Consider the following 24,742-nt stretch of genomic DNA (forward strand, 5'->3'; position numbering starts at 1 on the left):
GCGAAAGGGAGATTTGCCATGCTGTTCGGAAAACCCGCCACCATTCCCACCAAGGCCGAAGCCCTGCCGGGCCGCGCCGAGGCGATGCCTCTGGCAGAGCCGCATTTTCTCTGGGGGCGTGACCTGCGGTCGCCCGTGCCCGAGGGCATGGAAGAGGCGATGTTCGGCATGGGCTGCTTCTGGGGCGTCGAGCGCATGTTCTGGAACACCGATGGCGTCTGGCTGACCATGGTCGGCTATGCGGGCGGTCCCACGCCCAACCCGACCTATCGCGAGGTTTGCACCGGAATGACCGGCCATAACGAGGTCGTCCGCGTGATCTACGACCCCGCCAAGGTCAGCTACGAAGACCTGCTGCGCGTCTTCTGGGAGGGCCACGATCCGACCCAAGGGATGCGTCAGGGCAATGACCGCGGCACGCAGTATCGTTCGGGCATCTACACCTACACCGACGCCCAGAAAGAGGCGGCCAAAGCCTCGCGCAACGCCTATGCCGAGCGTCTGCAGGCGGCGGGCTATGGCACGATCACCACCGAGATCACCGACGCGCCGCCCTTCTACTATGCCGAGGATTATCACCAGCAATATCTGGAGAAGAACCCCGGCGGTTATTGCGGCATCGGCGGCACCGGCGTGACCTGCCCGATCGGGCTGAACGCGTGATCTGATGCGTGTGCGCGCCGCTTGACGGCTCGCGCCCGCGGCCCTAAGCCCGGGCGCAACCATCCCGAGGAGCGCGCCCATGACCACCTTCACCGCCTTTACCACGCTGGCCGATCGCGAGGCCGCCGAGGCGCTGTCCGAACGTCTCGAGGAGCTCGATCCCGGCCCCTACGGCACCGGCGTGTTCGAGATCGAGGACGGGTCGGGCCGCTACGAGGTCTCGGGTTATTTCCTCGAGGCCCCCGACGATGTGGCGCTGGATCTGCTGGCGATCTCGCACGGGGCGCAGCCCTTCGTCGTCTCGGAAATCCCGGAAACCGATTGGGTCGCCCATGTGCGGCGCGAACTGGCCCCGGTGCGCGCGGGTCGTTTCTTCCTCTATGGCAGCCATGACGAGGACAAGATCCCCGCCGATGCGATCGCGCTGCGGATCGACGCGGCGATGGCCTTCGGAACGGGCCATCACGGGACCACCTCGGGCTGCCTGACCGCGCTCGACGATCTCGCGAACGAGGGTCACACCTTCCACAACGTCGCCGATATCGGCTGCGGCACTGCCGTTCTGGCGATGGCGGCGGCGAAGCTCTGGCCCGAGCCGGTGCTGGCCTCCGATATCGACCCGGTCGCGGTAGAGACGGCGGCGGCGAATGTCGCGGTGAACGATCTTGAGGGCCGCGTGATCTGCATCGAGGCCGCGGGCTTCGGCGATCCGCGCCTGAAAGAGGCCGCCCCCTTCGATCTGATCTTCGCCAATATCCTCAAAGGCCCGCTCGTCGCGCTCGCCCCCGAAATGGGTCGCAACTGCGCCGAATCAGGCTTCGTGATCCTGAGCGGGATTCTCAATGAACAGGCCGATGAAGTCGTCGCCGCCTATCAGGCGCAGGGCTTTGTTTCCCATTCGCGTAAGGAATTCGGCGAATGGACGACATTGGCCATGCAGCGCGCCTAATCCGCGACAAATCCGCTCTGATTGCCGTAAGGATTGCTTTACCCTGACCTGAGAAATTGCCTTTGGGGGCATCGCAGTTAACGGGGTTTGCCATGCGCGATCCGCAAATCGAGTCTTTTGAAAAGCGCCTGCATCGGATCGACCAGATCCATCAAGCAGGCGGTGCATTCGAGGCGTCCGGTGCGTTGGGGCGCAGCTATTTTGATTCCATGCGCCCGAAGTCGCGCCGCAGTTTTCCGCTGCGCGGTGTGGCGCTGATCTTTGCCGGTATTCTGCTGGTGAAGGGTGCGATGCTCGCCCAGGTGGGCCAGGAGAGCTACGAGGCGCGCGTTTCAAGCCTCGCGAACGGCTCGCAATTCGAACGGGTGGGGGCTTGGGTCATGCATGCCGACCCGATCACCCGCAAGATCGCCGGGCTGCTCGCGCCGTATATCGGCTGAGCGCCAAAGCCATTAAGACATAAAGAAAGGGCTGCGCCGTTGCCGGGGCAGCCCTTTTCGCATGACCTGTCGGTCGCGTTAGCGCAGGCGCACCACGTCGAGCCGGGTCAGGCCGATATCGTCCAGCGCGCGGTCGCTGAGCTTCATCAGAGCCTTGCGGGTGACGCGTGCGTCGTTCCAGTCGTGCAGGGCTGCGATCAGCGAGGTAAAGACGCTCGGTCGGGCGCTGCGGCTCATGCGGGTGTTGATATCCATCGAAGCCATGGGGAGGATCCTTCGTTCACAAACTGCTCAAGTTTCGGGCATTCCATCTTCTGAAGCGCAGATAAGACTGGCAGGGCGCGAAAACAATCTCAGTTTTGGCAGCCCCGCCATGCAGGAATCGCATGTGATATGAGGCCGGTTTTTGCATCGCCTCTGGTCGATGTTCCCTTTTCGTGCTAGTTCTTGCGAAACAACACGAGAACGAGGCAGGGCAGATGCGGGTGATCGGGATCGATCCGGGGTTACGCAATCTCGGATGGGGCGTGATCGAGATGGACGGATCGCGGCTCAGGCATGTCGCGAACGGGATTCTCCATTCCGAAGGCAAGGATTTGGCAAAGCGCCTGCTGGTGCTGCACGAAGGGCTGAGCGCGGTCATCGCGACCCACGCCCCCGAGGCGGCGGCGGTGGAGCAGACCTTCGTCAACAAGGACGCGGTGGCGACGCTGAAACTGGGGCAGGCGCGCGGCATTGCGCTTCTGGCCCCGGCGCAGGCCGGGCTCGAGGTTGGCGAATATGCCCCCAACGCGATCAAGAAAACCGTCGTCGGCGTCGGCCATGCCGACAAGACGCAGGTGCAGCATATGGTGCGCCATCAGCTGCCCGGCGTGCAGTTCGAAGGGGCCGATGCGGCCGATGCGCTCGCCATCGCGATCTGCCACGCCTTCTATCTGCAATCGGCGGCCCGGATGAACGCGGCGCAACTCTCCCGCGATGCCTTGGGCACAACCCAGCGGAGGCGCGCATGATCGGTCGCATCGCAGGGGTCATCATTCACCGCGCGCTCGACCATGTCATGATCGACGTGCGCGGCGTGGGCTATGTCGTCCATGTCAGCCAGCGCACCGCGCAATCGCTACCGCCCGTGGGCGAGGCCTGCGCGCTCTATACCGATCTCTTGGTGCGCGAGGATCTGCTGCAGCTGTTCGGCTTCCCGACGCTGTTGGAGAAGGAATGGCACCGGCTGCTGACCTCGGTGCAGGGGATCGGGGCGAAGGCTTCGCTCGCGATCCTCGGCACGCTCGGTGCGGAGGGGCTGGGTCGCGCGATCGCGCTGGGCGACTGGTCCGCGGTGAAATCAGCCCCCGGCGTCGGCCCGAAACTTGCCCAACGCGTGGTGCTGGAACTGAAAGAGAAAGCGCCCTCGGTGATGGCGATGGGCGCGGAGCTGACCGTCGACGCCTCTCCCGATGTGATCGAGGAGGCGCCCGCGAAGAAACCCGCGAAGAAAGCAGCCCCCGCCGCCACGCCCAAGGTGAACTTCACCGCCGAGGCGATCTCCGCGCTCACCAATCTCGGCTATGCGCCCTCGGACGCGGCCGGGGCCGTGGCGCAGGCCAATGACGACCCGGAGGTCACCGACACGGCGAAGCTAATCCGCGCTGCCCTGCGACTTCTTGCCCCGAAGGATTGACCTCTTCCTCTTGGGATAAATATCCCGGGGTGCGGGGCAGAGCCCCGCTTGCTCCCCTCCGCCAAAGGCGCGACAGTAAATGACGATGAGCGAACCTGATCCCACCCTGCGGCCCGACCGCCTGCCCGAAGACGCCGACCGCGCCCTGCGCCCGCAGGCGCTGGAGGAATTCACCGGTCAGGCCGAGGCCCGCGCCAATCTGCGCGTCTTCATCGAAAGCGCCAAGATGCGCTCTCAGGCGATGGATCACACGCTGTTCCACGGCCCGCCCGGTCTGGGCAAGACGACGCTCGCGCAGATCATGGCGCGCGAGCTGGGCGTGAATTTCAAGATGACCTCGGGGCCGGTGCTCGCCAAGGCGGGTGATCTGGCCGCGATCCTGACCAATCTCGAAGCGCGCGACGTGCTCTTCATCGACGAAATTCACCGGATGAATCCGGCGGTGGAGGAAGTGCTCTACCCCGCGATGGAGGATTTCGAGCTCGATCTGGTGATCGGCGAGGGGCCCGCCGCGCGCACTGTGCGGATCGAGCTGCAGCCCTTTACGCTGGTCGGCGCCACGACACGGCTCGGCCTGCTGACGACGCCCCTGCGCGACCGCTTCGGCATCCCGACGCGGCTGCAATTCTACACCGAGGACGAGCTGGACCTGATCGTGACGCGCGGGTCGCGGCTCTTGGGTATTCCGTCCGACCCAGAGGGCACCCGCGAGATCGCCAAGCGCGCCCGCGGTACTCCGCGCATCGCGGGCCGCCTGCTGCGCAGGGTCGTCGATTTCGCGCTGGTCGAAGGCGACGGGCGGCTGACCCGCGAGATCGCGGATCGCGCGCTGACGCGGCTCGGTGTCGACAATCTCGGGCTCGACGGGGCGGACCGGCGCTACATGATGCTGATGGCCGATCATTACGGCGGTGGCCCGGTGGGGGTGGAGACGCTTTCGGCCGCGCTCTCGGAAAGCCGCGACGCGATCGAGGAAGTCATCGAGCCCTACCTGCTGCAACAGGGCCTGATCAGCCGCACCCCGCGCGGGCGGATGCTGGGCGCGCGGGCGTGGCGGCATCTGGGGCTGGAAGCGCCGAAACCCGCCACCCCGCAGACGGACTTCTTTGGCGATGGCTGACCCCTTGGCACGTTTCGAGATCACCGAGGCGGAGATCGACCGCGTCGTCGCGCGCTTCTACGAGCGCGTGCGCGGTCACGCGATGCTCGGTCCGGTCTTTGCGGTGCATGTCACCGACTGGCCCACGCATGAGGACAAGGTCGCGCGGTTCTGGAAGAACGCGATCCTGCGCAAGCCGGGCTATGACGGCTCGCCCATGCAGGTCCACCGCGCGGCGGGCAATGTGCGCCCGGGCATGTTTTCGACCTGGCTTGCGGAATTCGACAAGGTGCTGAGCGCGGAGCTCACGCCCGAGCAGGCGGCGGGCTGGTCGGCGCTTGCACATCGGATCGGCATGAGCCTGCGGCAAGGCGTGGTCGAACGCGAGACCTTTGCGGGCGGTATTCCGAAGCTGAAATAGGCGAGGGGGCGCTGCCCCCGCCATGACGGCCCTTCGCTTGCGCTTCGGGCGTTCGGCGGGGCGTCCTTCCACTGGAAGGCCGCTGATCCCGCCTCACCCCCCGGGATATTTCTGCCAAGAGGAAGAGGATCAGTCCTCTTTCTTCCCGAACACGCCCGTCAGCGACCGGCCGATCAGGTTGGTCACGCGGGGCTTTTGCAACTTGCGGAAGGGCATCGGACGGCAGACCTCCAGCGCGGCGATGCCGACGCGGGCGGTCAGTGCGCCGTTGATGACGCCTTCCCCGAACCGGCGCGAGAGTTTCGAGACCAGATGACCGCCGGTGACAGTCTCGATCAGGTCGTCGCCGGCCGCCACCGCACCGGTCGCGACGAGATGGGTCATCACCGTGCGTGCCAGCCGGATCGAGCCGAGCGTGCCGGAGCGCCCGCCATAGATTTCCGCGATGCGCCGGATCATCCGCAGGTTCGCGGTGAGGGCTGTGAAGACGTCGGCGAGTGCCAGCGGCACGACGGCTGTCACCGTGGCGACGGTACGCGCGGCGGCCTCGATCTCCAGCCGGGCGGCCGCGTCGAGCGGGGCCATCAGCTCGGCCTCCGCCAGCCCCATCAGCGTGTCCGTGTCGAGCACCTCGCCCGTTTGCTCGGCCAGCCGCTTGCGCGCCCAATCCATTTCGGGCCGCGCGGCGTAGAGGCCCGAGACATGGGCCGTGACCTTGCGCGCGCGGCTCAGATCATCTTCGCTCAGCGCCTCCGAGACTTCCTTATGGACCTTGTCGAGCCGCGCCAGCCGCGAGAAGGCGGCGATCTCGCGCCCGGTGATCAGCAGAGCGCCAAGCGCGAAGGCCGCGACCAGCCCGGTGCCGATCCAGCCGAGGATCGGATGGGTGGCGAACAGCCCGTCGATGAAACGCCAGAGCGCGACGGAGATCAGGAAGCCCACCAGCGCCACGCTCGCGCGCCAGAAGAACCGCACGATGGGCGAGGTGCGCCGTGCCCCCAGCCGCGTCGCGATCTGCATGGCGCGGCCTTCGAGCCGCTCCTCGGTCGCATGCGGCATATCCTCGATCGGCGCGGCCTCGGCGGGCGAGGGCGCGTCCTCGATCTCGATCATCACCGGTTTTTTCATAGCTTGTCCCCGATCAGGAAATCGGCCGCGCGGTCGAGCCGGATATGCGGCGGGCCTTCGCCGGGTCGCAGGATCACCGGGGCCGGGGCGAAGTTCATGATCGAATAATCCTCATTGAGCCATGCGGAGGCCCCTTGCGCCGCGGGCGAGAGAAGCTGCGCCGGGTCGGCGGGCAATTCGCCGGGATAGAGCGCGACCGATTTGCCGCTCTCCAGCCGCCCGCGCACCGCCTGCAACTCCGCCCCGTCATGCGAGAGGGTTTCTTCCGTGGTGCTGCGCAGCGCCGCGATCGACAGGGCCAGCGTCTTCGCGCCCGCGAAATCGGCGCGGTCCTTGGCTTCGCGCAGCAGCGCGCCGGTGATCGCAGTCAGGCGGGCGTGTTGGGTGTGATGTAGGTGATCGGCCTTGGTGGCGGCGAAGAGGATTTTCTCGACCCGTTTGCCGCCGATCAGCGAGGTCAGCCAGCTCGCGCGTCCCGGGCGGAAGGCCGCCAGAATATCGGCCATCGCCTGCCGCAGATCGTCGAGCGCGGCGGGCCCCGAATGGATCGCGCCCAGCACATCGACCAGCACCACCTGCCGGTCGATCTTGGCGAAATGGTCACGGAAGAAGGGGCGTACGACCTCGCGCTTATAGGCATCGTAGCGGCGCTCCATCTCGCGCCGGAGCGAGCCGCGAGGGGCGTCACCCTCGGGCAGCGGCGCGAAGGTCAGAGCGGGCGATCCGGCCATCTCGCCGGGCAACAGGAAGCGCCCCGGCGTGCAGTCGGAGAACCCTGCATCGCGCGCCGCGACCAGATACCTCGTGAAGCCCGCCGCCAGCGCCTTGGCCTGCGGCTCGGTGAATTCGGCCGTGCCATCCGCCGCCTCGGATTGCGCCAGATACTCCACGCCTTGCGGACGGTTCGGCAGACGCGCCAGCGCCTCCGCCGACCACTCGGCATAGCTTTTGTCCATCAGCCCGAGGTCGAGCAGCCACTCGCCGGGATAGTCCACGATGTCGAGATGCACCACGCGCGGCCCGCGCACCGCGCCCAGCATCCCGCGCGGCTGGATGCGGAAGGACAGGCGCAGCTCCGAGACCGCGCGCGTGCCGTCCGGCCAATGCGGGGAAGGTCCGGTCAGCGCGGCAAGGTGGCTCTCATAGTCGAAGCGCGGGACGGTGTCGTCGGGCTGCGGCTGCAGGTAAGCGGCGGTGATATCCGACGCCGATCCCAGCGCAGGCATCCGCCCGCGATCCAGCAGGTTCGCGACCAACGATGTAATGAAGACGGTCTTGCCCGCGCGCGACAGACCCGTCACGCCGAGCCGGATCACCGGTTCGAACAGCGCCTCAGAGACCGAATGGCCCATGCCCTCGATCCCGCGCGTGATCCCGTCCGCAATGTCGGAAATGCCCAAAGCCCGGCCCCTCATTCTCATTCCTGAACAAGATAAGCAGCGGTGAGTATTAATGAAAGAGAGGGCGGACACGCGGCCCGCCCTCTGAACTGTCCTTCCGCCTCGGATCGGTCTCAGACCGCGAGGCAGATATATTTCATCTCGAGGTAATCCTCGACGCCGTGATGCGACCCCTCGCGGCCCAGACCGGATTGCTTCACGCCGCCGAAGGGCGCGACCTCGGTCGAGATCAGGCCGGTATTCACGCCGACGATCCCGTATTCCAGCCCCTCCTGCACGCGGGTGATGCGGCCCACGTCGCGGGCGTAGAAATAGCTCGCGAGGCCGAAGATCGTGTCATTGGCCTTGGCGATCGCTTCCTGCTCGGTCTCGAACTTGAAGAGCGGGGCGACGGGCCCGAAGGTCTCCTCATGCGAGACTTTGGCCTCCTGAGTGACCCCGGTCAGCACGGTCGGCTGGAAGAAGGTGCCGCCCATTTCGTGACGCGCGCCGCCGGTGACGATCGAGCCGCCATGCTTGAGCACGTCCTGAATGTGCTCCTGCACCTTCTCGACCGCCTCCTCGTTGATCAGCGGACCGGCCTCGACGCCTTCCTTGAGGCCGTCGCCCACCTTGAGAGCGTTGACGGCCTTGGCCAGCTTCTCGGCGAAGGCGTCATAGACCCCGGACTGGACGTAGATGCGGTTGGCGCAGACGCAGGTCTGACCGTTGTTGCGGAATTTCGACGCCATTGCGCCTTCGACCGCCGCATCGAGATCGGCGTCGTCGAACACGATGAAGGGTGCGTTGCCGCCCAGCTCCATCGAGCATTTCATCACCTGATCCGCCGCCTGACGCAGCAGGATGCGGCCCACCTCGGTCGAGCCGGTGAAGGTCAGCTTGCGCACCGTGTGGTTCTCGCAGAACTCCTTGCCGATATCGGAGGCTTTCGCGGAGGTGATGACCGAGAGGATGCCTTTGGGCAGGCCCGCCCGTTCGCCCAGCACCGCCATCGCCAGCGCCGAAAGGGGCGTCTCGGAGGCCGGACGGCAGACGAAACCGCAGCCCACGGCGAGCGCCGGGCCCGCCTTGCGCGCGATCATCGCGTTGGGGAAGTTCCACGGCGTGATCGAGGCTGCGACCCCGATCGGCTGCTTGATCACAGTGATCCGCTTGTCACGCTGATGGCCCGGGATCGTCTCGCCATAGACCCGCTTGGCCTCTTCGCCGAACCACTCGATGAAGCCTGCGCCATAGGCGATCTCGCCCTTCGCCTCGGCGAGCGGCTTGCCCATCTCGGCGGTCAGGATCGCGCCGAGATCGTCCTGGTTCTCCATCATCAGGTCGTACCATTTGCGCATGATCTGCGCGCGTTCCTTGCCGGTGCGCGCGGCCCAGTCCTTCATCGCCTCGTCAGCGGCTGCGATGGCGCGGGCAGTCTCGGCACGGCCCAGATCGGGCACAGTGCAGATCACGTCGCCCCGCGCGGGGTTGGTCACGTCAAAGGTGGTGCCGTCATCGGCATCGACCCATTCGCCCGCGACGAAGGCCTTGGTCGCCAGAAGCGAGGGGTCCTTGAGGATGGATTTGAGGTCGGTCTTGTCGTCGAGCATGATGTCCTCCGAAGGGCTGGATGGGTCGCCCGGTCAATGCGCCGGGCTTTTCGATGTTCCGTAACGGCTGCGCCAGCAGGGCTGCAGATCGCCGGGGTGTTCTTTCGCTTCATAGATGGCGCGGGCGATGGCGCGGGCAAGCACGCAAGACGCCGCATGGCCAAGCTGGAATGGATCGCGGACCGGATCGGCCAAGGGTTTCTCGCCGGTCGCGGCTGTGAAGATCAGATCGCCGTCGAGCGGGGTATGCGACGGCACGATGGCCCGCGCCATGCCGTCATGGGCGGCCGTGGCCATGCGCTGCGCCTGCGCTTGCGTGAGGGCGGCATCGGTCGCGACGATGGCGATGGTGGTGGCCTCGCCCTGACGTTTCATCGGTTCGGGCATCGCGCTCGGATCATGTTGGGGCGCAGGGCCGAAACCGCCGAACTCGCCCGCGATCTCCCAAGGCGCGGCCCAGAAATGTGGCCCCTCGCCGACGCTCACCGAGCCGAGTGCATTCACCGCCACCAGCGCGCCGACGGTAAAGCCGCTCTCCAGCACGGCCGAGGCCGACCCGAGCCCGCCTTTGAAAGTCCCGGTCATCGCCCCGAAGCCCGCCCCGGCGCTGCCGATCTCGAACCGCTCCGAGGCCGCCTCGAGCGCCGCGCGCCCGAGCCCGGGATAGGGCGTCTCGGTCCAACTCTTGTCGCCGCCATTGAGCAGATCGAACAGGATCGCGCCGGGCACGATCGGCACGCGCTGATCGCCCACCGCGAATCCGCGGCCTTGCGCGCGCAGTCCCGCCATCACGCCGTCGCAGGTTCCAAGCCCGAAGGCCGAACCGCCCGAGAGCACCAGCGCATCGACCTCCTGCACCAGCTTGTCCGGCGCCAGAAGATCGGTCTCCCGCGTCCCCGGCGCGCCGCCCATAACCTGCACCGCCGCTGTGAAGGGGCGCTCGCCCAGCAGCACGCTCACGCCCGAGCGTAGGCCCGCATCCTCGGCATTGCCCACGCGCAGCCCGGCGATATCGGTGATCAGATTGTTCGGCCCTGCCTTCATCTTCCTCTTGGTCCAAATATCCTGGGGGTTTGGGGGCAACGCCCCCAACTCAATGCCCTGCGTTCAGATACAGCGCCCGCCATCGACCTCCATCGCGACGCCGGTGATCATGCTCGCCTCGTCTGAGCACAGAAACAGCGCCGCATTCGCCATGTCCTCGGGGGTCGAGAACCGCCCCAGCGGGATGGTCGAGAGAAACTTCGCGCGGATTTCCGGCGTGTCCTCGCCCATGAAGCTCTTCAGAAGAGGGGTCTCTCCGGCGACGGGGTTGATCGCGTTGACGCGGACCCCGGAGGGCGCAAGCTCCACCGCCATCGCGCGGGTCGCGGTGATCATCCAGCCCTTCGAGGCATTGTACCAGCTCAGGTTCGGCCGCGGGCTGACGCCGGCGGTGGAGGCCACGTTCAGGATCGCGCCCGTGCCGCGCGCTTTCATCCCCGGCACGATATGGCGCGCCGTCAGGTAGACCGATTTCGCGTTCACGGTGAGGACGCGGTCGAACTCCTCCTCGGTCACCTCCTCCATCGGCTTCGGCAGATGGGTGGTCCCTGCGTTGTTCACCAGAATGTCGATCTGCCCGAACGCCTCCCGCGCCGCCTGCGCCAGTGCTGCGACATCCGCATCGCGGCTGACATCCACGGTGCAGGCCACGCCGCCGATCTCGTCGGCGATGGCCTGCGCGGCCTCGGCGTTGAGATCCGCGACCAGAACCCGCGCGCCCTCCGCGGCGAAGCGGCGCGCGATCCCCGCGCCGAAGCCCGAGCCCGCGCCGGTGACGATCGCGCTTTTGCCTTCCAGTCTCATCGGTGCTCCTCCTCGGGGCCTACTGTTGTCGCAGGACACATCGGGTGCAAGGGGGGCTCTGCCCCCCCCCCCCCGGTCTCCGACCGCCCCCCGGGATATTTCCGCCAAGGCGAAACCCTCAGCCATGCCACGCGGCGACGGTTTTCAGGGTGGAGAAGCCGTAGAGCGCCTCGAACCCTTTCTCGCGCCCGTGTCCGGATTTGCCGATGCCGCCGAAGGGAAGCTCCACGCCGCCGCCCGCGCCGTAATTGTTCAGGAAGACCTGCCCCGCGCGCAGGCGGCGGGCGAGCCGCATCGTTCGCCCGCCATTCTCCGACCAGACCGAGGCGACGAGCCCGTATTCTGTGCCGTTCGCAATGGCGACGGCCTCTTCTTCGTCCTCGAACGGGATGACGATCTGCGCCGGGCCGAAGATTTCCTCCTGCGCGAGCCGATGCGCGCCGTGGCCGCCGCCGATCAGGGTCGGGGCGACGTAATGACCGCCCGCAGGGACGTCCTCGGCGATCCGGCCTTGAGCCGCGATAGTGAGGTCGGAGGCGAGCGCCAGATAGCCCTCGACGATCTCTTTCTGCCGCCCCGAGATCAGCGGGCCGAGGTCGTGATCGCCAAGCGCGGGCCCCGCCGTCAGGCCGCGATAACGCGCGGCCATCTTCTCCAGCACCTCGTCATGGCGGCTGCGCTGCACGAGGATGCGCGACGAGGCCGAACAGGTCTGCCCGGCATTCTGGATGCCTGCATTCACGAGGAAAGGCAGCGCGCGGTCGAGATCGGCATCTTCGAAGACGAGCTGCGGGGATTTGCCGCCAAGCTCCAGCGTGACCGGCACGGCATTCGCCGCGGCGGCGGCCTGAATGTGCTGGCCGACCGCGACCGATCCGGTGAAGGAAATATGCTGGATGCCGGGATGGGCCGAGAGTGCGGCTCCCGCCTCTTCACCCAGACCCGGCACGATATTGAGCGCACCGGCCGGCATCCCCGCTTCTTGCGCGATCCGCCCGAAGGCCAGCGCGGTGAGCGAGGCTTCCTCGGCAGGTTTCACGACCGCCGCATTGCCCATCGCCAGCGCCGCTGCGACCGAACGCCCGATGATCTGCATCGGGTAGTTCCACGGCACGATATGCGCGGTCACGCCATGCGGCTCGCGCAGCGTGTAGGCGGTGTAGCCGTTGAGATAGGGGATCGTTTCGCCCATCACCTTGTCGGCGGCCCCGCCATAGAATTCGAGATAGCGCGCCAGTGCCGCCACATCGGCACGCGCCTGCGTCAACGGTTTGCCGACATCGAGCGCCTCGATCACTGCCAGATCCTCGGCATGGGCCAGCACGAGCCCGGACATCTTCAGCAGAAGCCGCCCGCGCTCTGCCGCGCTCAGCTGCCCCCAGTCGCCTGCAAGCGCCGCCTGTGCGGCCTCGACCGCCGCGTCGATCTCCGGCTTCCCGCCCCGGGCGATCTGCGCCATCTCGCGCCCATCCGAGGGGCATTCCACGGAAAGGCACGCATCGGGCTTGCGCCAGACGCCTCCGATCAACATCTCCTCGGGATCGAACCAAAGCGGCAAACTCATGCGCGGCACCTCCTCTTGTCACGCGATTTTGCAGCACGCTCGACGCGCGCGCGCGGAAAATCAAGAGGGCAGGAATCTGCCGGACGCGATCAGATCACATTCATGTGAGTGTGAGTGGAGGGAACTTTCCCCTATCTAGCCCCTTGAATGACGGAACCGGGCCGAAGGCCCACCGAAAAAGAGACAGGAAAATTGCAAGTGACCGCGAGTTATTCGACGCTCAAACGCGCAATCCGCCCGGCCATGCTCTTCGGGCTGGCTGGCATCTTGGCAGCCTGCGCGAGTGCGCCGGAACAGCGCTACGCGCAACCGACCCAGTCGACGAAGGCCGTGCCCTCCGAATATCAGGCGCGCGAGGATGACGGGAAAACCATCCCGGCGATCAATCCGAAATATCTGGTGGAACGGAACCGTCGTCAGATCGTGCCCTATCACGGGCCTGAAGCTGTCGGGACGATCGTCGTCGATCCCTATGCGCGGTTCCTCTACTACATCACCGAGCCGGGCAAAGCAGAGCGCTACGGCATCGCGGTGGGCCGCGACGGCAAGACCTTCTCGGGCGATGCCACGATCAAGCGCAAGCAGGAATATCCGAGCTGGACGCCGACCCAGAACATGATCAAGGAAGATCCCGACCTCTACGGGCCGCTGAAAGACGGTCTGCCGGGCGGTCTGGACAACCCGCTGGGCGCGCGTGCGCTTTATCTCTACCAGGGCAACCGGGATACCTATTACCGGATTCACGGCACGATGGACCCGTCCTCGATCGGGCGTGCGACCTCGGCTGGCTGTATCCGTCTGTTCAATCAGGACATCATCGACCTGTTCTCGAAAGTGCCGAAGGGCACGCCGGTGAAGGTGCGCAGCCGCGCCGAGAGCCTCGAGATGGAAGGTCCGGTCGTACAGCTGCATTCGGGCTATGTGGTCTCCGCCTATAATCAGGTGGCGATCAACGAGGACGAGGCCGCGTGGAAAGCGGGCCAGATCCCCGATCAGCAGAAGGTCGAAGAAGAGCAGCATCAGGCTTCGGTCGCGATGGCCCAAGAGGTCGGCGGCTCGGGCGAGACCGCCAGCTCCACCGTCGATTGCGGCTATTCCGGCACCGGCACCTGCGTCGATACCACCAACTGATCGAGCCGATTTTCGAGATGACACTCACGGCGCGGGGGCAACCTCGCGCCGTTTTTCTTGCGCTGCGGACCCTCCAGAACCGTGCCAAATCGCGCGATACGCGCCCCGATGCCGCAGCGTTTGCGCGTTCACGTCTTTCCTTGCGGGCCGGGTGACGCTAGGACTCGCGCGCAAGCAGATCAGGAGGATGCCATGAGCGTCACCGGAACCACGCGGCAGAAAATGCCCGCAGATATTCTCGCGATGAAGGGCGGCGCGCCGATCGTTTGCCTGACCGCCTACACCACGCCGATTGCGAAGCTGGTCGACAGCCATTGCGATCTCGTGCTGGTTGGCGACTCGGTGGGCATGGTGCTCCACGGGCTGCCCTCGACGCTGGGCGTGACGATGGAGATGATGATCCTCCACGGCCAAGCGGTCGCACGCGGCCTGTCGAATGCGCTGATGGTGATCGACATGCCGTTCGGGTCGTATGAGGAAAGCCCGGCGCAGGCGTTCCGCAATGCCTCGCGTCTGATGGCCGAGACCGGCGCGGGGGCGGTGAAGCTCGAAGGTGGGGCGCATATGGCCGAGACCATCGCCTTTCTGACCGCGCGCGGTATCCCGGTGCAGGCCCATATCGGGCTGACCCCGCAATCGGTGAACACGCTGGGCGGCTACAAGGTGCAGGGCCGCGGCGACAGCCGGGCGCGTCTGGTCAAGGATGCGAAGGCGGTGGCCGACGCGGGCGCCTTCTCGGTGGTGCTGGAGAAAGTGCCGCAGGGGCTGGCCGACGAGATCACCGCGATGGTCGCTATCCCCACCGTCGGCATCGGCGCGGGCGCGGGCTGCGACGGGCAGGTGCTGGTGGTCGACGACATGCTGGGCCTCTTCACCGATTTCAAACCGAAATTCGTCAAGCGTTTCGGCCAGCTCGGTCAGGAAGCCGAAGCCGCCGTCGCCGATTACGCAGCCGAGGTGCGCGACCGCAGCTTCCCGGCAGCCGAGCACAGCTTCGCCGATGAGGTGAAGAAATGACGCAGGTGATCCGCAAGGCCGCTGAACTGCGCGACAAGGTGGCAGCGTGGAAACGCTCGGGGATGCTGGTCGGCGTGGTGCCGACGATGGGCGCGCTGCATGACGGCCACCTCAGCCTCGCCCGCGCCGCGCGCAAGCAATCGGACCGTGTGATCGTGACGGTCTTCGTGAACCCGATGCAGTTCAACAACGCCTCGGACCTCGACAAATACCCGCGCGACGAGGCGCAGGATCTGGCGCTTCTGGAAGCGGAAGGGGTCGATGTGCTCTTTGCGCCGGGCGTGGACGAGGTCTATCCCGACGGCTTCGCCACCACCGTGTCCGTCGCGGGCATCACCGAGCCGCTGGAAGGCGCGTTTCGGCCCGGCCATTTCGACGGCGTGGCGACGGTCTGCTCGAAGCTTTTCGGCATGACGCAGGCGGGGCGCGCGTTCTTCGGCGAGAAGGACTGGCAGCAATTGCAGGTGGTCCAGCAGCTCACCCGCGATCTCAACATGCCGATCCGCATCATCGGCTGCCCGACCATCCGCGAGGAGGACGGGCTCGCGATGTCCTCGCGCAATGTGCGGCTGACGGCTGAGGAGCGCGAACTGGCGCCGCGCCTGCATACGGTGATGCAGGAGACTGCCGCGAAGATCCGCGACGGCGTGCCGGTCGAGGGCGCGCTCAACGATGCGAAAGCCGAGCTGAAAGACGCGGGCTTCGGGGCGCTCGACTATCTCGAACTGCGCACGGTCGACGGGCTGAAACCTGCGACGGACCTGTCGCAACCGGCGCGGATGCTGGCCGCGATCTGGCTGGGCGATGTGCGCCTGATCGACAATATCGCCGTCTGATAACTCGAGGGGGCGCTGCCCCCGCGACTGCGTCGCCCCCGGGATACTTGGGCAAGCCCGAAGACGGAAATGATCCTGCTTCGCCTTGGTTGAAATATCCCGGGGTGAGGCGCGGCCCGCGCCGAGGGGCAGCGCCCCTAAGTCCCCAGCAACTCTGCCAGAACCAGCGCCATGACCTTCGCGCTGTCGGCCATATCCTCGATGCCGACCCATTCGTCGGGCTGATGGGCGAGTTCCAGTAGCCCCGGCCCGTAGGCGATGCAATTCTGCAGCCGCCCGATCCGGTCGATATGCTTCTGGTCATAGGTGCCGGGAGAGACGACGTAAGCCGCCTCGCGCCCGAGCACGGCCTCGATTGCGGCGGCGGTGGAGCGCACGATCGGCGCGCCCTTGTCGGTCATCGTGGGCTGCACCTCGAACAGGTCGCGGATTTCATAGCGGAAGCTCGGACGCTGGGCTTTCACGCGCTCCATCAGGTCGGTGATTTCGGCCTTTACCTCTGCAAGGTCTTCCTCGATCAAAAAGCGCCGGTCGATCACGATGCGGCAGCGATCGGCGACGCAGGGCGTGGGCAGGCCGGTGTAATCGGCCCCCTCTTCCGGCGCGCCGCCATGGATCGAATTGACGTTCAGGGTCGAGGCCCGCGCGCCCTCGGGGATCACGGGCATCTCGGTCTGCTTGCCCAGAAGGAGCGGGTAGAGCGTCTCCTCCATCTCGCTCAGAACGGCGCTCATATGGCGGATCGCGCTGTCGCCCAGAAACGGCATCGAGCCATGCGCGATGCGGCCATGGGTCTCGATCTCGGCCCACCAGACGCCGCGATGGCCGAGGCAGATCTGGTCCTTGTGCAGCGGCTCGGGGATGATGACATGCTGCACGCGGGCGGGATCGAAGCGGCCTTGCTCGGCCAGATAGGCCACGCCGCCATAGCCGCCCGATTCCTCGTCGGCAGTGGCGGAAATCTCGATGCTGCCCGCGAAATCGGGGCAGATGTCGAGGAAGGCCTCCGCCGCGATCACCGAGGCGGCGAGCCCGCCTTTCATGTCGCAGGCGCCGCGCCCGTAGATGCGGTCTCCGTCGATCTCGGCTGCGAACGGATCGCGGGTCCAGCCATGGCCGATCTCGACCACGTCGTGATGCGAATTGAAATGCACGCAGTCGCCGGGGTGCGCGCCCTCGATGCGGGCGACGAGGTTCCAGCGCGGATAGGTCTCGCTGTCGCCGGGCGCGCCATGGGCGCGGATCAGTTCGGTCGTGAAGCCGCGCTCGGAGAGATAGGCGGCGAGGAAGTCGCATATTTCGCGGTAATTGCGCCCCGGCGGGTTCAGTGTCGGGATGCGGATCAGTGCCTGCGTCAGCGCGATCAGTTCGTCGCGGCGCGCGTCGATGGCGGATTTCAGGCGGGTGGCGAGGTCCATACCCAAGGCTAGCGCCGGGCGCCGCCGCGGGCCAAGCGAAAACGCAAGGACTGAAAACACATGGCTTTTACCGCCCCCGCGCGCTATTGCGGTTCAAATTCCTACGGAGGGACGGATGAACCTGTTCTTGGCCTTCGCGCTCGTGCTTTGCATTGCGGTCGGAGGGTGGCTGTCGAAATACGACTGGGCGAAGCTTTTGGCGCTGGTGCCTGTCGCGATGATCGTGCCTGCTTTCTACATGACCGGCACCGCCTGCGGTGCGGGCTTCGTGCTGCATTTCTTCTCCGACACGGCGAGCTGCTCGAACGGCTACGTGCCGCGCCAGATGTTCGCCGCGACCTATGTGCTCGCGCTGATCCCGGTCGCGGCTTCGGCCATCGTGATCAAGCTGATCCGGATCGGCATGGAGCGTCGGAAGGGCTGATCTGGTCAACCGCGCCGCCGCGGCCTAGGCTTGCGACAGCGAGGGGCAAGGAGGGCGCGCGATGCTGGCCTTGATTCGACTGGCGATCTTCGGGCTGATCGTGCTGACGATCCTGTTCTGGCTGGTGCGTCTCTATGCCCGGTCGGTCCGGCGCGAGGCGCTGGAAGAGGATTGGAACGAGGCCGCCGCCGAAGGCCGGGCCGAGACCACGCGCGATACCTTCGTCGAGGCCGGGATGCGGGACTATGAGAAAAGCCTGCTGCGCAAGCTGATCTGGCTGGTCTATGTCCTGCCGATCGTCGTGGTGGGGCTCATTATCTATCTGATGAATTACAGGTGAGAATCCGATGCGTTACGTGAAATGGGGCTTCTGGCTGGTCGTGATCGGCTTCGTCGCGGTGTTCCTGCATTACAACCTGCCGCGTCATGACATCGTGCGGATCGTCGGCACCGAGGTGCGCCGCGTCGATTTCGGCGAGAACTCGATCTTCTGGGCCGCGCCCGACGTCGGCACCGCGACCGCGACGAGCCGCGACGTGCGTTTCATCAACTCGGTGCGGCCCAACGGCAAGACGCTGGTCTTCCGCAACGAGGATACCGGCTGGGGCTGGCCGCCTTATTTCAAGCTCGACAGTTCGGACCTGCAGGCGCAGGCGGAGTCGCTGATCTCGACCTCGGCCGATCCGATCTGGGTGTCGGTGACGCGCTATGGCTGGCGCTCGCGCTGGCTGACGATCTACCCCAATGCGGTCGGGCTGAAGGTCGTGCCGGGGCCGGATACGCGGATCATTCCCTGGGGCAGCATCATCATCCTGACGCTTCTGGTCATCGTCTTGCTGACGATTCGGGCGATGTGGCGGCAGTTCCGCCAACGCTCGATCGACCCGTTATTCGAGGATGCGAGCGAGGCCTGGGACGATGCCGAGGAGGGCGCGAAGGGCTGGTTCGACCGCTTCATCGGGCGCAAGTGAGACGAGGGTGCAGGGCCGCCAGGCCGCGCCCGACTCAGACCGCCACTTAAACGCAAAAGCCCCGCCACTTAAGGGCGGGGCTTTCGATAATCAGGTGATCTGCACTTACGCGTTGGCGGCGCGGATCTGCTCGGCGGCGTCCTTGTTGAAGCTCACGCCCTTGGTCTCGAACAGCTGGTCCAACTCGCCCGAGAGGGCCATCTCGGTGATGATGTCGCAGCCGCCGACGAACTCGCCTTTGACGTAGAGCTGCGGGATGGTCGGCCAGTCCGAATAGTCCTTGATGCCCTGACGGATGTCCTGATCCGCGAGCACGTTGACGTCCTTGTAGGTCACGCCCATGAAGTTGAGCACGCCCGCGACGCGGCTCGAAAATCCGCATTGCGGCATGTCCTTGGTGCCCTTCATGAAGAGAACGACGTCATTCTCAGAGATTTGCTGGGCGATTTGGTCTTGCGCGTTCATCGCTAAATCCTTTCTCCGTCCCGCTTGGAGACGTGTGTGAAATCACTCGGGCGCCTTGGTGGTCAAAGCGAGCGCATGCAGCACCCCGTTCGGCCCGTCCATCGCCCCTTTGAGCGCGGCATAGACCGCGCGCTGTTGCTGGACACGGTTCTTGCCGCGGAAGCTCTCGTCGATGACCTCCGCTGCCCAATGATTCCCGTCCCCGGCGAGATCGGTGATCGTGATCTTGGCATCGGGGAATTCGGCCCGGATCAGGGCTTCGATGTCATGGGCTTCCATTGCCATAAATAGGGCTCCTCGTCCTTTGCCGCAAACTTAAGTGGCGCGGCGGCTGGCTGCAAGGGGATGCGCGGGGGCGCGGACCTATGCGGTGGCCGCTAGCGGGTGCAATCGCGATAGGAAAAACATGAGCGTCGCGATGACCACGCTGCCGATGAACATCGCGGCGGCTCCGGCGGCCGTTACGGGCAGGGAATGGCCGGGCGCGCCGATCTCTCCGGCGAGCAGGAAGCACATGTTGATGTCGATCCCCATCAGCGTGGTGCGGGGATGGGCGCGCAGCAGCGCACCGCCTGCGATGAAGGCGAAGGCGAGGATCAGAAGCTCGGTCTGATCGCCGCCCGACTGATGCGTAAGCCCGCGATAGGCGACGGCGGCGAGCACGCCAAGCGCGACACCGGGAATGAGGAAGCGCACGGCGGGGCGCGGATTCGGCATGGAGCCCAGCACCGAAGAGAAGACGATCACAGAAAGCGCGGCGGCCGTCGCGGCGGGATGGGTGAAATGGGCGTCGATCAGCGTGGCCCCGCCGGTGAGCACCGCCACCGCCGCCATGCGCAACCAAAGCTGCTGTACGAAATGCGGGTTCGGGCGCGGCGGCATCGGCGCGCGACGGGCCGGCGTGAAGAGCCAGTTCACCGCCGTCACCGAGATGACGCCCAGAAGGGTGCAGGCGACCCGGTCGAGCGCGAGCGGGATTGCATCCGCCCCCATCCCCAGCGCGGGCATCACCACCACGCCGATCGTGATCGCCATCAGCGTGAAGCCATAGGCCCAATGCGTCCCGATCCGGTAGGCGATGCCGACGCCGATGGCCGCCGTGAGTGCCACGGTCAGCGCGATTCCCGGCACCGGCAGCCATGTCAGCGCGGCGATGCCGATACCGGCACCGACCAAGGTGCCTGCGACCCGCAGCACCGCGCGCAGGGCCATGTCTTCGCGATGGGGCTGGATCACGACCCAGATCGGCATGGCCGCCCAGTAGATATTGGTCAGGCCCAGTAGCCGGGCGGCAGTCAGGGCGAGCGTCGCGGCGAGGAACAGCCGGGCGGCATAGGCGAGGGTGGAACTGGTCAAAGCGGGAACCTGAAATCGGTGGATCGCCGCGACATTAGCTTGTGCGCGGGCGGTCAGGAACCGCCCGGCGCGCATGTCCGCCCTGCGTCAGGTCACAGAACTCAGGCGTCGATCGCCGCTTTGAACGCACTGCGATAGAGGGCCGACAGTTCCTCCAGCGGGGCGCTGTCCGAACCGAAGCCGACCGTGTCACCGCCGAAGCGACCCACGGTATAAAGCGGTACCTCGGCGCGGCGGGCTGCAACCATCAGCGCCTCGGCCTGATCGAAGGAGCACGCCACGAGGTAGCGGCCCTGATCCTCGCCGAAGAGCGTCGCGATGTCGTCAGCCTCGAGCGTAACGCCCAGACCGGCTTCTTCCGCCATCTCGAAAGCTGCGAGCGCGAGGCCCCCGTCCGAGAGATCGCTTGCGCCTTTGACCAGCGCGCGGTTCTCGCGCAGGAACTCGCCATTGCGTTTCTCGACGTCGAGATCGACCTCGGGCGCGTCGCCCGACTCGAGCCCGAAGGCTTCAAACGCCAGCGCGGATTGATCGAGGTGACCCTTGGTCTCGCCGATCACCATCGCCACGTCGCCCGCCGTCGGCAGGCCCGCGATCAGCTCGTCGAGCGAGCTCAGCAGACCGACCGCGCCGATGGTCGGCGTGGGCAGGATGCCGGTACCGTCGGTCTCGTTGTAAAGCGAGACGTTGCCCGACACGATCGGCATGTCGAGCGCGCGCACCGCGGCGTCGATACCTTTGATGGCACCCACGAACTGGCCCATGATCTCGGGCTTTTCGGGGTTGCCGAAGTTCAGGTTGTCGGTGGAGGCCAGCGGCTTCGCGCCCACGGCGGTCAGGTTGCGATACGCTTCGGCCACGGCCTGCTTGCCGCCCTCAAAGGGGTTCGCCTTGACGTAGCGCGGGGTCACATCGGCAGTGAAGGCCAGCGCCTTGTCGGTGCCGTGCACGCGCACGACACCCGCGCCGAGACCCGGACGGCGCACCGTGTCGCCCATCACCTGCGTGTCGTATTGCTCATAGACCCAGGACTTATGCGCGTAGTTCGGCGAGCCGATCAGCGCCTTGAGCGCATCGATCGCACCGATCTCGGGCAGCGCCTCGCCAGCGGTCGCGACGGGCGTCTCGACCCACGGACGATCGTATTCGGGGGCTTCCGAGGACAGTTTCGACAGCGGAACGTCGGCTTTCACCTCGTTGCCATGCACGATCAGGAAACGGTCTTCCGCGATGGTCTCGCCGACGATGGCGAAATCGAGATCCCATTTCACGAAGATCTCGCGCGCGATGTCTTCCTTCTCGGGGTTGAGGACCATGAGCATCCGCTCCTGGCTCTCCGACAGCATCATCTCATAGGCGGTCATCGCGGCTTCGCGCTGCGGGACCGCGTCGAGGTTGAGCTGCACGCCGAGGCCGCCCTTGTCGCCCATCTCGACCGCGGAGCAGGTCAGGCCTGCGGCCCCCATGTCCTGAATAGAGATCACGGCGCCGGTCTGCATCAGCTCGAGGCAGGCCTCCAGCAGGCATTTCTCGGTGAAGGGGTCGCCGACCTGAACGGTGGGGCGCTTCTCTTCGATCGTGTCGTCGAACTCGGCCGAGGCCATGGTCGCGCCGCCGACGCCGTCTCGGCCCGTCTTCGCGCCGAGATAGACGACCGGCATGCCGATGCCGGAGGCGGCGGAGTAGAAGATCTTGTCGGCATCCGCGAGGCCCGCCGCGAAGGCGTTCACGAGGCAGTTGCCGTTATAGGAGGGGTGGAAGCGCACTTCGCCGCCCACGTTCGGCACGCCGAAGCAGTTGCCGTAACCGCCCACGCCCTCGACCACGCCTTTCACGACATGGGAGGTCTTGGGGTGGTCGGGCATCCCGAAGCTCAGGCTGTCCATCGCGGCCACCGGGCGCGCGCCCATGGTGAACACGTCGCGCAGGATGCCGCCCACGCCGGTCGCAGCCCCCTGATGCGGTTCGATATAGGAGGGGTGGTTGTGGCTCTCCATCTTGAAGACCACGGCCTGCCCGTCGCCGATATCGACGACGCCCGCATTCTCGCCCGGACCGCAGATGACCTGATCGCCCTCGGTGTGCAGCGTGCGCAGCCATTTCTTCGACGACTTGTAGGAGCAGTGCTCGTTCCACATCGCCGAGAAGATCCCGAGCTCGGTGAAAGTCGGCTCGCGTCCGATGATCTCGAGGATCCGGTCGTACTCGTCGGGTTTCAGGCCATGGGCTGCGATGAGATCAGGCGTGATCTGCGGCTCGTTCATGAGGATCCTCCGGCATCGGCTTCGCCGCCCCTATTAGGCGAATATGTGCAGGGGGAAAAGAGAGGCCGGACGTTGCGGAAAGAAAAAACGCGAGGCTCGAAGGCCCCGCGTCGTAAAAGCACGTATCAAGTGCAGCCCGGATTACGAGCGCATGTCCACCTGCGTCTCGAGATTGGTCAGCAGTTCCGACACGGTCCAGCCGAGCTTGACCTGACCATTGGCGGCTGCGCCTTTCGGCACGTTGATCTTGAACAGCGACACGGTGGTGTCGAGCTTCGGCGAGGTGCGGATATAGACGGTGTCGTAGCCGTCATTCGCTTCGACCTTCTCGATCATGCCGATGATGTTGCCGTCGACGCTCATCGCCTTGTCTTCGGCATTGGCGGCGGTTTTCATGCCCGTGATGCCGGCTTCGTCGGTCAGCTGGCGCTGCGCGGGGATCATTTCCTCACCCATCGAGGTGCTGTTGAACGTCGCGGTGCCGGTCTTCACGTCGGTGATGCCGTACTGGTCGGTCGACTCGAAAGTATTCGAGGAGGTCACCGCGGGCGGCGTGCCCATCGAGGTTTCCTGACCCGGCACGGTGCCGGTGCGATAGTCGGCGATGCCGTAATACTGGCCGTCATCATTATTCGTGGAGGGCACTTTCGACAGGTCGAGGGCCGAAGCCGAGCCTGCGATGGTCATCGCGCCAATAAGAGCGGTCGAAGCGGCAAAGATGTTTTTCGCGGTAGTCATGTCTGTATCCTTCCAACTGGTTACTCAAGTGCTGCGCCGTTGCTGGCGTCGGAAAAGGAACGGGCTGAATCGGCGAAAGTTCACTGAAATTTTTGTGAACGAGATCGTGGAATTTTAAATGAACCTAAGGGGATAGTTGCGCGTAGGGCGGGGTTTTCCGGGTCGCGACCGCGTGAAATTTCGTGAGGTCTGGGCTGTGGGGAGGGGCCTTCGTGCCCTGCGTGAAAGCCGCATCCGGGCGTTGGACAAAAAAAAGGCCGAGCAAAGCTCGGCCAAAGTCCAACAGGGAGGTAGAAGGTGCTGCGCCTTTCGGCACGGCCAACCCTTCTGAGCCTCATTTATGGGCAGTTTGTTAACGCATCAAGGGAAAACATGCTGCGGGCGCATCATGGCCGGTATGCGTTGCGGTAAAGTCGCGGTGCAACCCTAGGTTGAATCACCCGCCTGGAAGCGCCGATAGTTGGTGATTTCTTCCTGAATGAAGTCGCGGAAAGCGGTCACACGGCGCGAAGAGCGCAGCTCTTCGGGGTAGGCGAGGAAGATCGGGATCTCGACCGATTCCAGATCGGGCAGCACCCGCTGCAGATCGTTGAAATCGGCGGTCAGGTAGTCGGGCAGGATGCCGATGCCGATATGGTTCAGCACCGCCTGCAGCACGCCGAAGTAGTTGTTCACCGTCAGCGTCGAGCTTTGATCGAAGGCCAGAACCTGCCGCGCGAGCTGCGCGCCCGCCTGCACTTGCGGGGTGCGCGGGGTCTGGCAGATCAGGCGATGCTTGCGCAGATCCTCGATCTTTTCGGGCGAGCCCCATTTCGCGAGATATTCGGAGGTCGCGTAAAGCCGCATCCGGATGTTCAGCAGACGCTTGCGGATCAGGTCGGCCTGCGCGGGCTCTTTCATGCGCACGGCGACATCGGCCTCGCGCATCGGCAGGTCGAGAACCCGCTCCTCCAGCATGAGGTCGATTTTCAGATCGGGATACTTCTCGTAGAGCTTAGTCAGACGCGGCGCGAGCCACAGCGTGCCGAAGCCCGTCGTGGTGGTCACGCGCAGCTCGCCGAAGACTTCCTCTTCGCTGTCACGGATGCGCGCGGAGGCGCTGTCGAGCTTTTTCGCCATCGACGAGGTGGCTTCGAACAGCAATTCTCCCTGCTCGGTGAGAATCAGTCCGCGGGCGTGACGGTGAAAAAGAGTCGTTCCGAGGGCCTCTTCGAGCGCCCGGATCTGTCTGCTCACGGCAGATTGAGACAGATGCAATGCGTCGCCAGCATGGGTCAAAGACCCCGCATCGGCCACTGCATGAAAGATTCTGAGCTTGTCCCAATCCATTAAGGTCACTT

At 65.5% G+C, this 24,742-nt stretch carries 27 protein-coding genes; 13 read left to right on the forward strand and 14 right to left on the reverse strand.

Annotated features, from left to right (window positions below; genetic code table 11):
• Positions 1 to 18 precede the first annotated feature (18 nt).
• From msrA to AC2TZ7_RS04780, 3 genes are all read left to right on the forward strand, one after another.
• A complete protein-coding gene (gene msrA, locus AC2TZ7_RS04770; RefSeq protein ID WP_489866072.1) occupies positions 19 to 663 on the forward strand; it encodes a peptide-methionine (S)-S-oxide reductase MsrA in 645 nt (214 codons plus the stop codon).
• Between the two features lie 79 nt (positions 664 to 742).
• A complete protein-coding gene (locus tag AC2TZ7_RS04775) occupies positions 743 to 1,612 on the forward strand; it encodes a 50S ribosomal protein L11 methyltransferase (RefSeq protein ID WP_078604393.1) in 870 nt (289 codons plus the stop codon).
• Between the two features lie 92 nt (positions 1,613 to 1,704).
• Positions 1,705 to 2,052, forward strand: coding sequence for a hypothetical protein (locus AC2TZ7_RS04780; protein WP_489866073.1), 348 nt, complete (start codon positions 1,705 to 1,707; stop codon positions 2,050 to 2,052).
• 78 nt (positions 2,053 to 2,130) lie between these two features.
• Here the strand turns inward: AC2TZ7_RS04780 and AC2TZ7_RS04785 are convergent, their stop codons facing one another.
• Entirely contained in the window at positions 2,131 to 2,316 is a 186-nt protein-coding gene (locus tag AC2TZ7_RS04785; RefSeq protein ID WP_489866074.1) for a DUF1127 domain-containing protein, read from the reverse strand.
• Between the two features lie 215 nt (positions 2,317 to 2,531).
• Between AC2TZ7_RS04785 and ruvC the strand changes: the two genes are divergently transcribed.
• From ruvC to AC2TZ7_RS04805, 4 genes are all read left to right on the forward strand, one after another.
• Positions 2,532 to 3,065 (forward strand): crossover junction endodeoxyribonuclease RuvC, encoded by a 534-nt coding sequence (gene ruvC, locus AC2TZ7_RS04790; RefSeq protein WP_098409801.1) that lies wholly within the window; start codon positions 2,532 to 2,534, stop codon positions 3,063 to 3,065.
• Positions 3,062 to 3,730 (forward strand): Holliday junction branch migration protein RuvA, encoded by a 669-nt coding sequence (ruvA, locus tag AC2TZ7_RS04795; RefSeq protein ID WP_489866075.1) that lies wholly within the window; start codon positions 3,062 to 3,064, stop codon positions 3,728 to 3,730. The genes ruvC and ruvA overlap by 4 nt, the downstream gene beginning before the upstream one ends.
• Positions 3,731 to 3,815: 85 nt before the next feature.
• On the forward strand, positions 3,816 to 4,850 hold the full coding sequence (ruvB, locus tag AC2TZ7_RS04800) for a Holliday junction branch migration DNA helicase RuvB (protein WP_489866076.1): 1,035 nt from the start codon (positions 3,816 to 3,818) through the stop codon (positions 4,848 to 4,850).
• Entirely contained in the window at positions 4,843 to 5,250 is a 408-nt protein-coding gene (locus AC2TZ7_RS04805; RefSeq protein ID WP_472159184.1) for a group III truncated hemoglobin, read from the forward strand. The genes ruvB and AC2TZ7_RS04805 overlap by 8 nt, the downstream gene beginning before the upstream one ends.
• Before the next feature lie 129 nt (positions 5,251 to 5,379).
• Here AC2TZ7_RS04805 and AC2TZ7_RS04810 read toward each other — a convergent pair whose 3' ends face one another.
• The 6 genes from AC2TZ7_RS04810 to AC2TZ7_RS04835 form a co-directional block, all read right to left on the reverse strand.
• Entirely contained in the window at positions 5,380 to 6,378 is a 999-nt protein-coding gene (locus tag AC2TZ7_RS04810; protein WP_489866077.1) for a YcjF family protein, read from the reverse strand.
• Positions 6,375 to 7,778: a YcjX family GTP-binding protein gene (locus tag AC2TZ7_RS04815; RefSeq protein WP_489866784.1), complete on the reverse strand. Its 1,404-nt coding sequence runs from the start codon at positions 7,776 to 7,778 to the stop codon at positions 6,375 to 6,377. The genes AC2TZ7_RS04810 and AC2TZ7_RS04815 overlap by 4 nt, the downstream gene beginning before the upstream one ends.
• 113 nt (positions 7,779 to 7,891) lie before the next feature.
• Complete coding sequence (locus AC2TZ7_RS04820; RefSeq protein WP_489866078.1) at positions 7,892 to 9,370, reverse strand: NAD-dependent succinate-semialdehyde dehydrogenase; 1,479 nt, start codon at positions 9,368 to 9,370, stop codon at positions 7,892 to 7,894.
• Between the two features lie 33 nt (positions 9,371 to 9,403).
• Complete coding sequence (locus tag AC2TZ7_RS04825) at positions 9,404 to 10,414, reverse strand: P1 family peptidase (RefSeq protein ID WP_489866079.1); 1,011 nt, start codon at positions 10,412 to 10,414, stop codon at positions 9,404 to 9,406.
• Positions 10,415 to 10,477: 63 nt separating this feature from the next.
• Positions 10,478 to 11,218 (reverse strand): SDR family oxidoreductase, encoded by a 741-nt coding sequence (locus AC2TZ7_RS04830; protein ID WP_489866080.1) that lies wholly within the window; start codon positions 11,216 to 11,218, stop codon positions 10,478 to 10,480.
• 118 nt (positions 11,219 to 11,336) lie between these two features.
• Complete coding sequence (locus AC2TZ7_RS04835; RefSeq protein ID WP_489866081.1) at positions 11,337 to 12,782, reverse strand: aldehyde dehydrogenase family protein; 1,446 nt, start codon at positions 12,780 to 12,782, stop codon at positions 11,337 to 11,339.
• Positions 12,783 to 12,980: 198 nt separating this feature from the next.
• Here AC2TZ7_RS04835 and AC2TZ7_RS04840 point away from each other — a divergent pair, with 198 nt between their 5' ends.
• From AC2TZ7_RS04840 to panC, 3 genes are all read left to right on the forward strand, one after another.
• Positions 12,981 to 13,913, forward strand: a complete 933-nt coding sequence (locus tag AC2TZ7_RS04840) for a L,D-transpeptidase (RefSeq protein WP_489866082.1) — start codon at positions 12,981 to 12,983, stop codon at positions 13,911 to 13,913.
• 192 nt (positions 13,914 to 14,105) lie between these two features.
• Entirely contained in the window at positions 14,106 to 14,930 is an 825-nt protein-coding gene (panB, locus tag AC2TZ7_RS04845; RefSeq protein WP_078604386.1) for a 3-methyl-2-oxobutanoate hydroxymethyltransferase, read from the forward strand.
• Entirely contained in the window at positions 14,927 to 15,766 is an 840-nt protein-coding gene (panC, locus tag AC2TZ7_RS04850) for a pantoate--beta-alanine ligase (protein ID WP_489866083.1), read from the forward strand. The genes panB and panC overlap by 4 nt, the downstream gene beginning before the upstream one ends.
• A gap of 137 nt (positions 15,767 to 15,903) precedes the next feature.
• Here panC and AC2TZ7_RS04855 read toward each other — a convergent pair whose 3' ends face one another.
• Positions 15,904 to 17,184 (reverse strand): acetylornithine deacetylase/succinyl-diaminopimelate desuccinylase family protein, encoded by a 1,281-nt coding sequence (locus AC2TZ7_RS04855; RefSeq protein ID WP_489866084.1) that lies wholly within the window; start codon positions 17,182 to 17,184, stop codon positions 15,904 to 15,906.
• Between the two features lie 115 nt (positions 17,185 to 17,299).
• Here AC2TZ7_RS04855 and AC2TZ7_RS04860 point away from each other — a divergent pair, with 115 nt between their 5' ends.
• The 3 genes from AC2TZ7_RS04860 (at position 17,300) to AC2TZ7_RS04870 (ending at position 18,579) form a co-directional block, all read left to right on the forward strand.
• Entirely contained in the window at positions 17,300 to 17,608 is a 309-nt protein-coding gene (locus AC2TZ7_RS04860; protein ID WP_489866085.1) for a hypothetical protein, read from the forward strand.
• 61 nt (positions 17,609 to 17,669) lie between these two features.
• Positions 17,670 to 17,948 carry a hypothetical protein gene (locus tag AC2TZ7_RS04865; RefSeq protein ID WP_489866086.1) on the forward strand — a complete coding sequence of 93 codons (279 nt, stop codon included), beginning with the start codon at positions 17,670 to 17,672 and terminating at the stop codon, positions 17,946 to 17,948.
• A 7-nt stretch (positions 17,949 to 17,955) separates the two neighbouring features.
• Positions 17,956 to 18,579, forward strand: coding sequence for a DUF1523 family protein (locus tag AC2TZ7_RS04870; protein WP_078540327.1), 624 nt, complete (start codon positions 17,956 to 17,958; stop codon positions 18,577 to 18,579).
• Between the two features lie 105 nt (positions 18,580 to 18,684).
• On the opposite strand, the gene grxD is transcribed toward AC2TZ7_RS04870, so the two are convergent.
• The 6 genes from grxD to AC2TZ7_RS04900 all read right to left on the reverse strand — a co-directional run bounded on the left by grxD (position 18,685) and on the right by AC2TZ7_RS04900 (position 24,731).
• Positions 18,685 to 19,044: a Grx4 family monothiol glutaredoxin gene (gene grxD / locus AC2TZ7_RS04875; RefSeq protein ID WP_489866087.1), complete on the reverse strand. Its 360-nt coding sequence runs from the start codon at positions 19,042 to 19,044 to the stop codon at positions 18,685 to 18,687.
• 42 nt (positions 19,045 to 19,086) lie between these two features.
• Positions 19,087 to 19,329, reverse strand: coding sequence for a BolA/IbaG family iron-sulfur metabolism protein (locus AC2TZ7_RS04880; protein ID WP_075775791.1), 243 nt, complete (start codon positions 19,327 to 19,329; stop codon positions 19,087 to 19,089).
• 78 nt (positions 19,330 to 19,407) lie between these two features.
• A complete protein-coding gene (locus tag AC2TZ7_RS04885; RefSeq protein ID WP_489866088.1) occupies positions 19,408 to 20,400 on the reverse strand; it encodes an FUSC family protein in 993 nt (330 codons plus the stop codon).
• A 101-nt stretch (positions 20,401 to 20,501) separates the two neighbouring features.
• The gene (gene purL / locus AC2TZ7_RS04890; RefSeq protein ID WP_489866089.1) at positions 20,502 to 22,664 is read right to left on the reverse strand and encodes a phosphoribosylformylglycinamidine synthase subunit PurL; all 2,163 of its coding nucleotides are present in this window, start codon (positions 22,662 to 22,664) and stop codon (positions 20,502 to 20,504) included.
• 141 nt (positions 22,665 to 22,805) lie between these two features.
• The gene (locus tag AC2TZ7_RS04895) at positions 22,806 to 23,402 is read right to left on the reverse strand and encodes a hypothetical protein (protein WP_489866090.1); all 597 of its coding nucleotides are present in this window, start codon (positions 23,400 to 23,402) and stop codon (positions 22,806 to 22,808) included.
• A 426-nt stretch (positions 23,403 to 23,828) separates the two neighbouring features.
• On the reverse strand, positions 23,829 to 24,731 hold the full coding sequence (locus AC2TZ7_RS04900) for a LysR family transcriptional regulator (RefSeq protein ID WP_078522049.1): 903 nt from the start codon (positions 24,729 to 24,731) through the stop codon (positions 23,829 to 23,831).
• Positions 24,732 to 24,742: the final 11 nt, after the last annotated feature.

It is taken from the genome of Thioclava sp. ISO4, assembly GCF_058105145.1.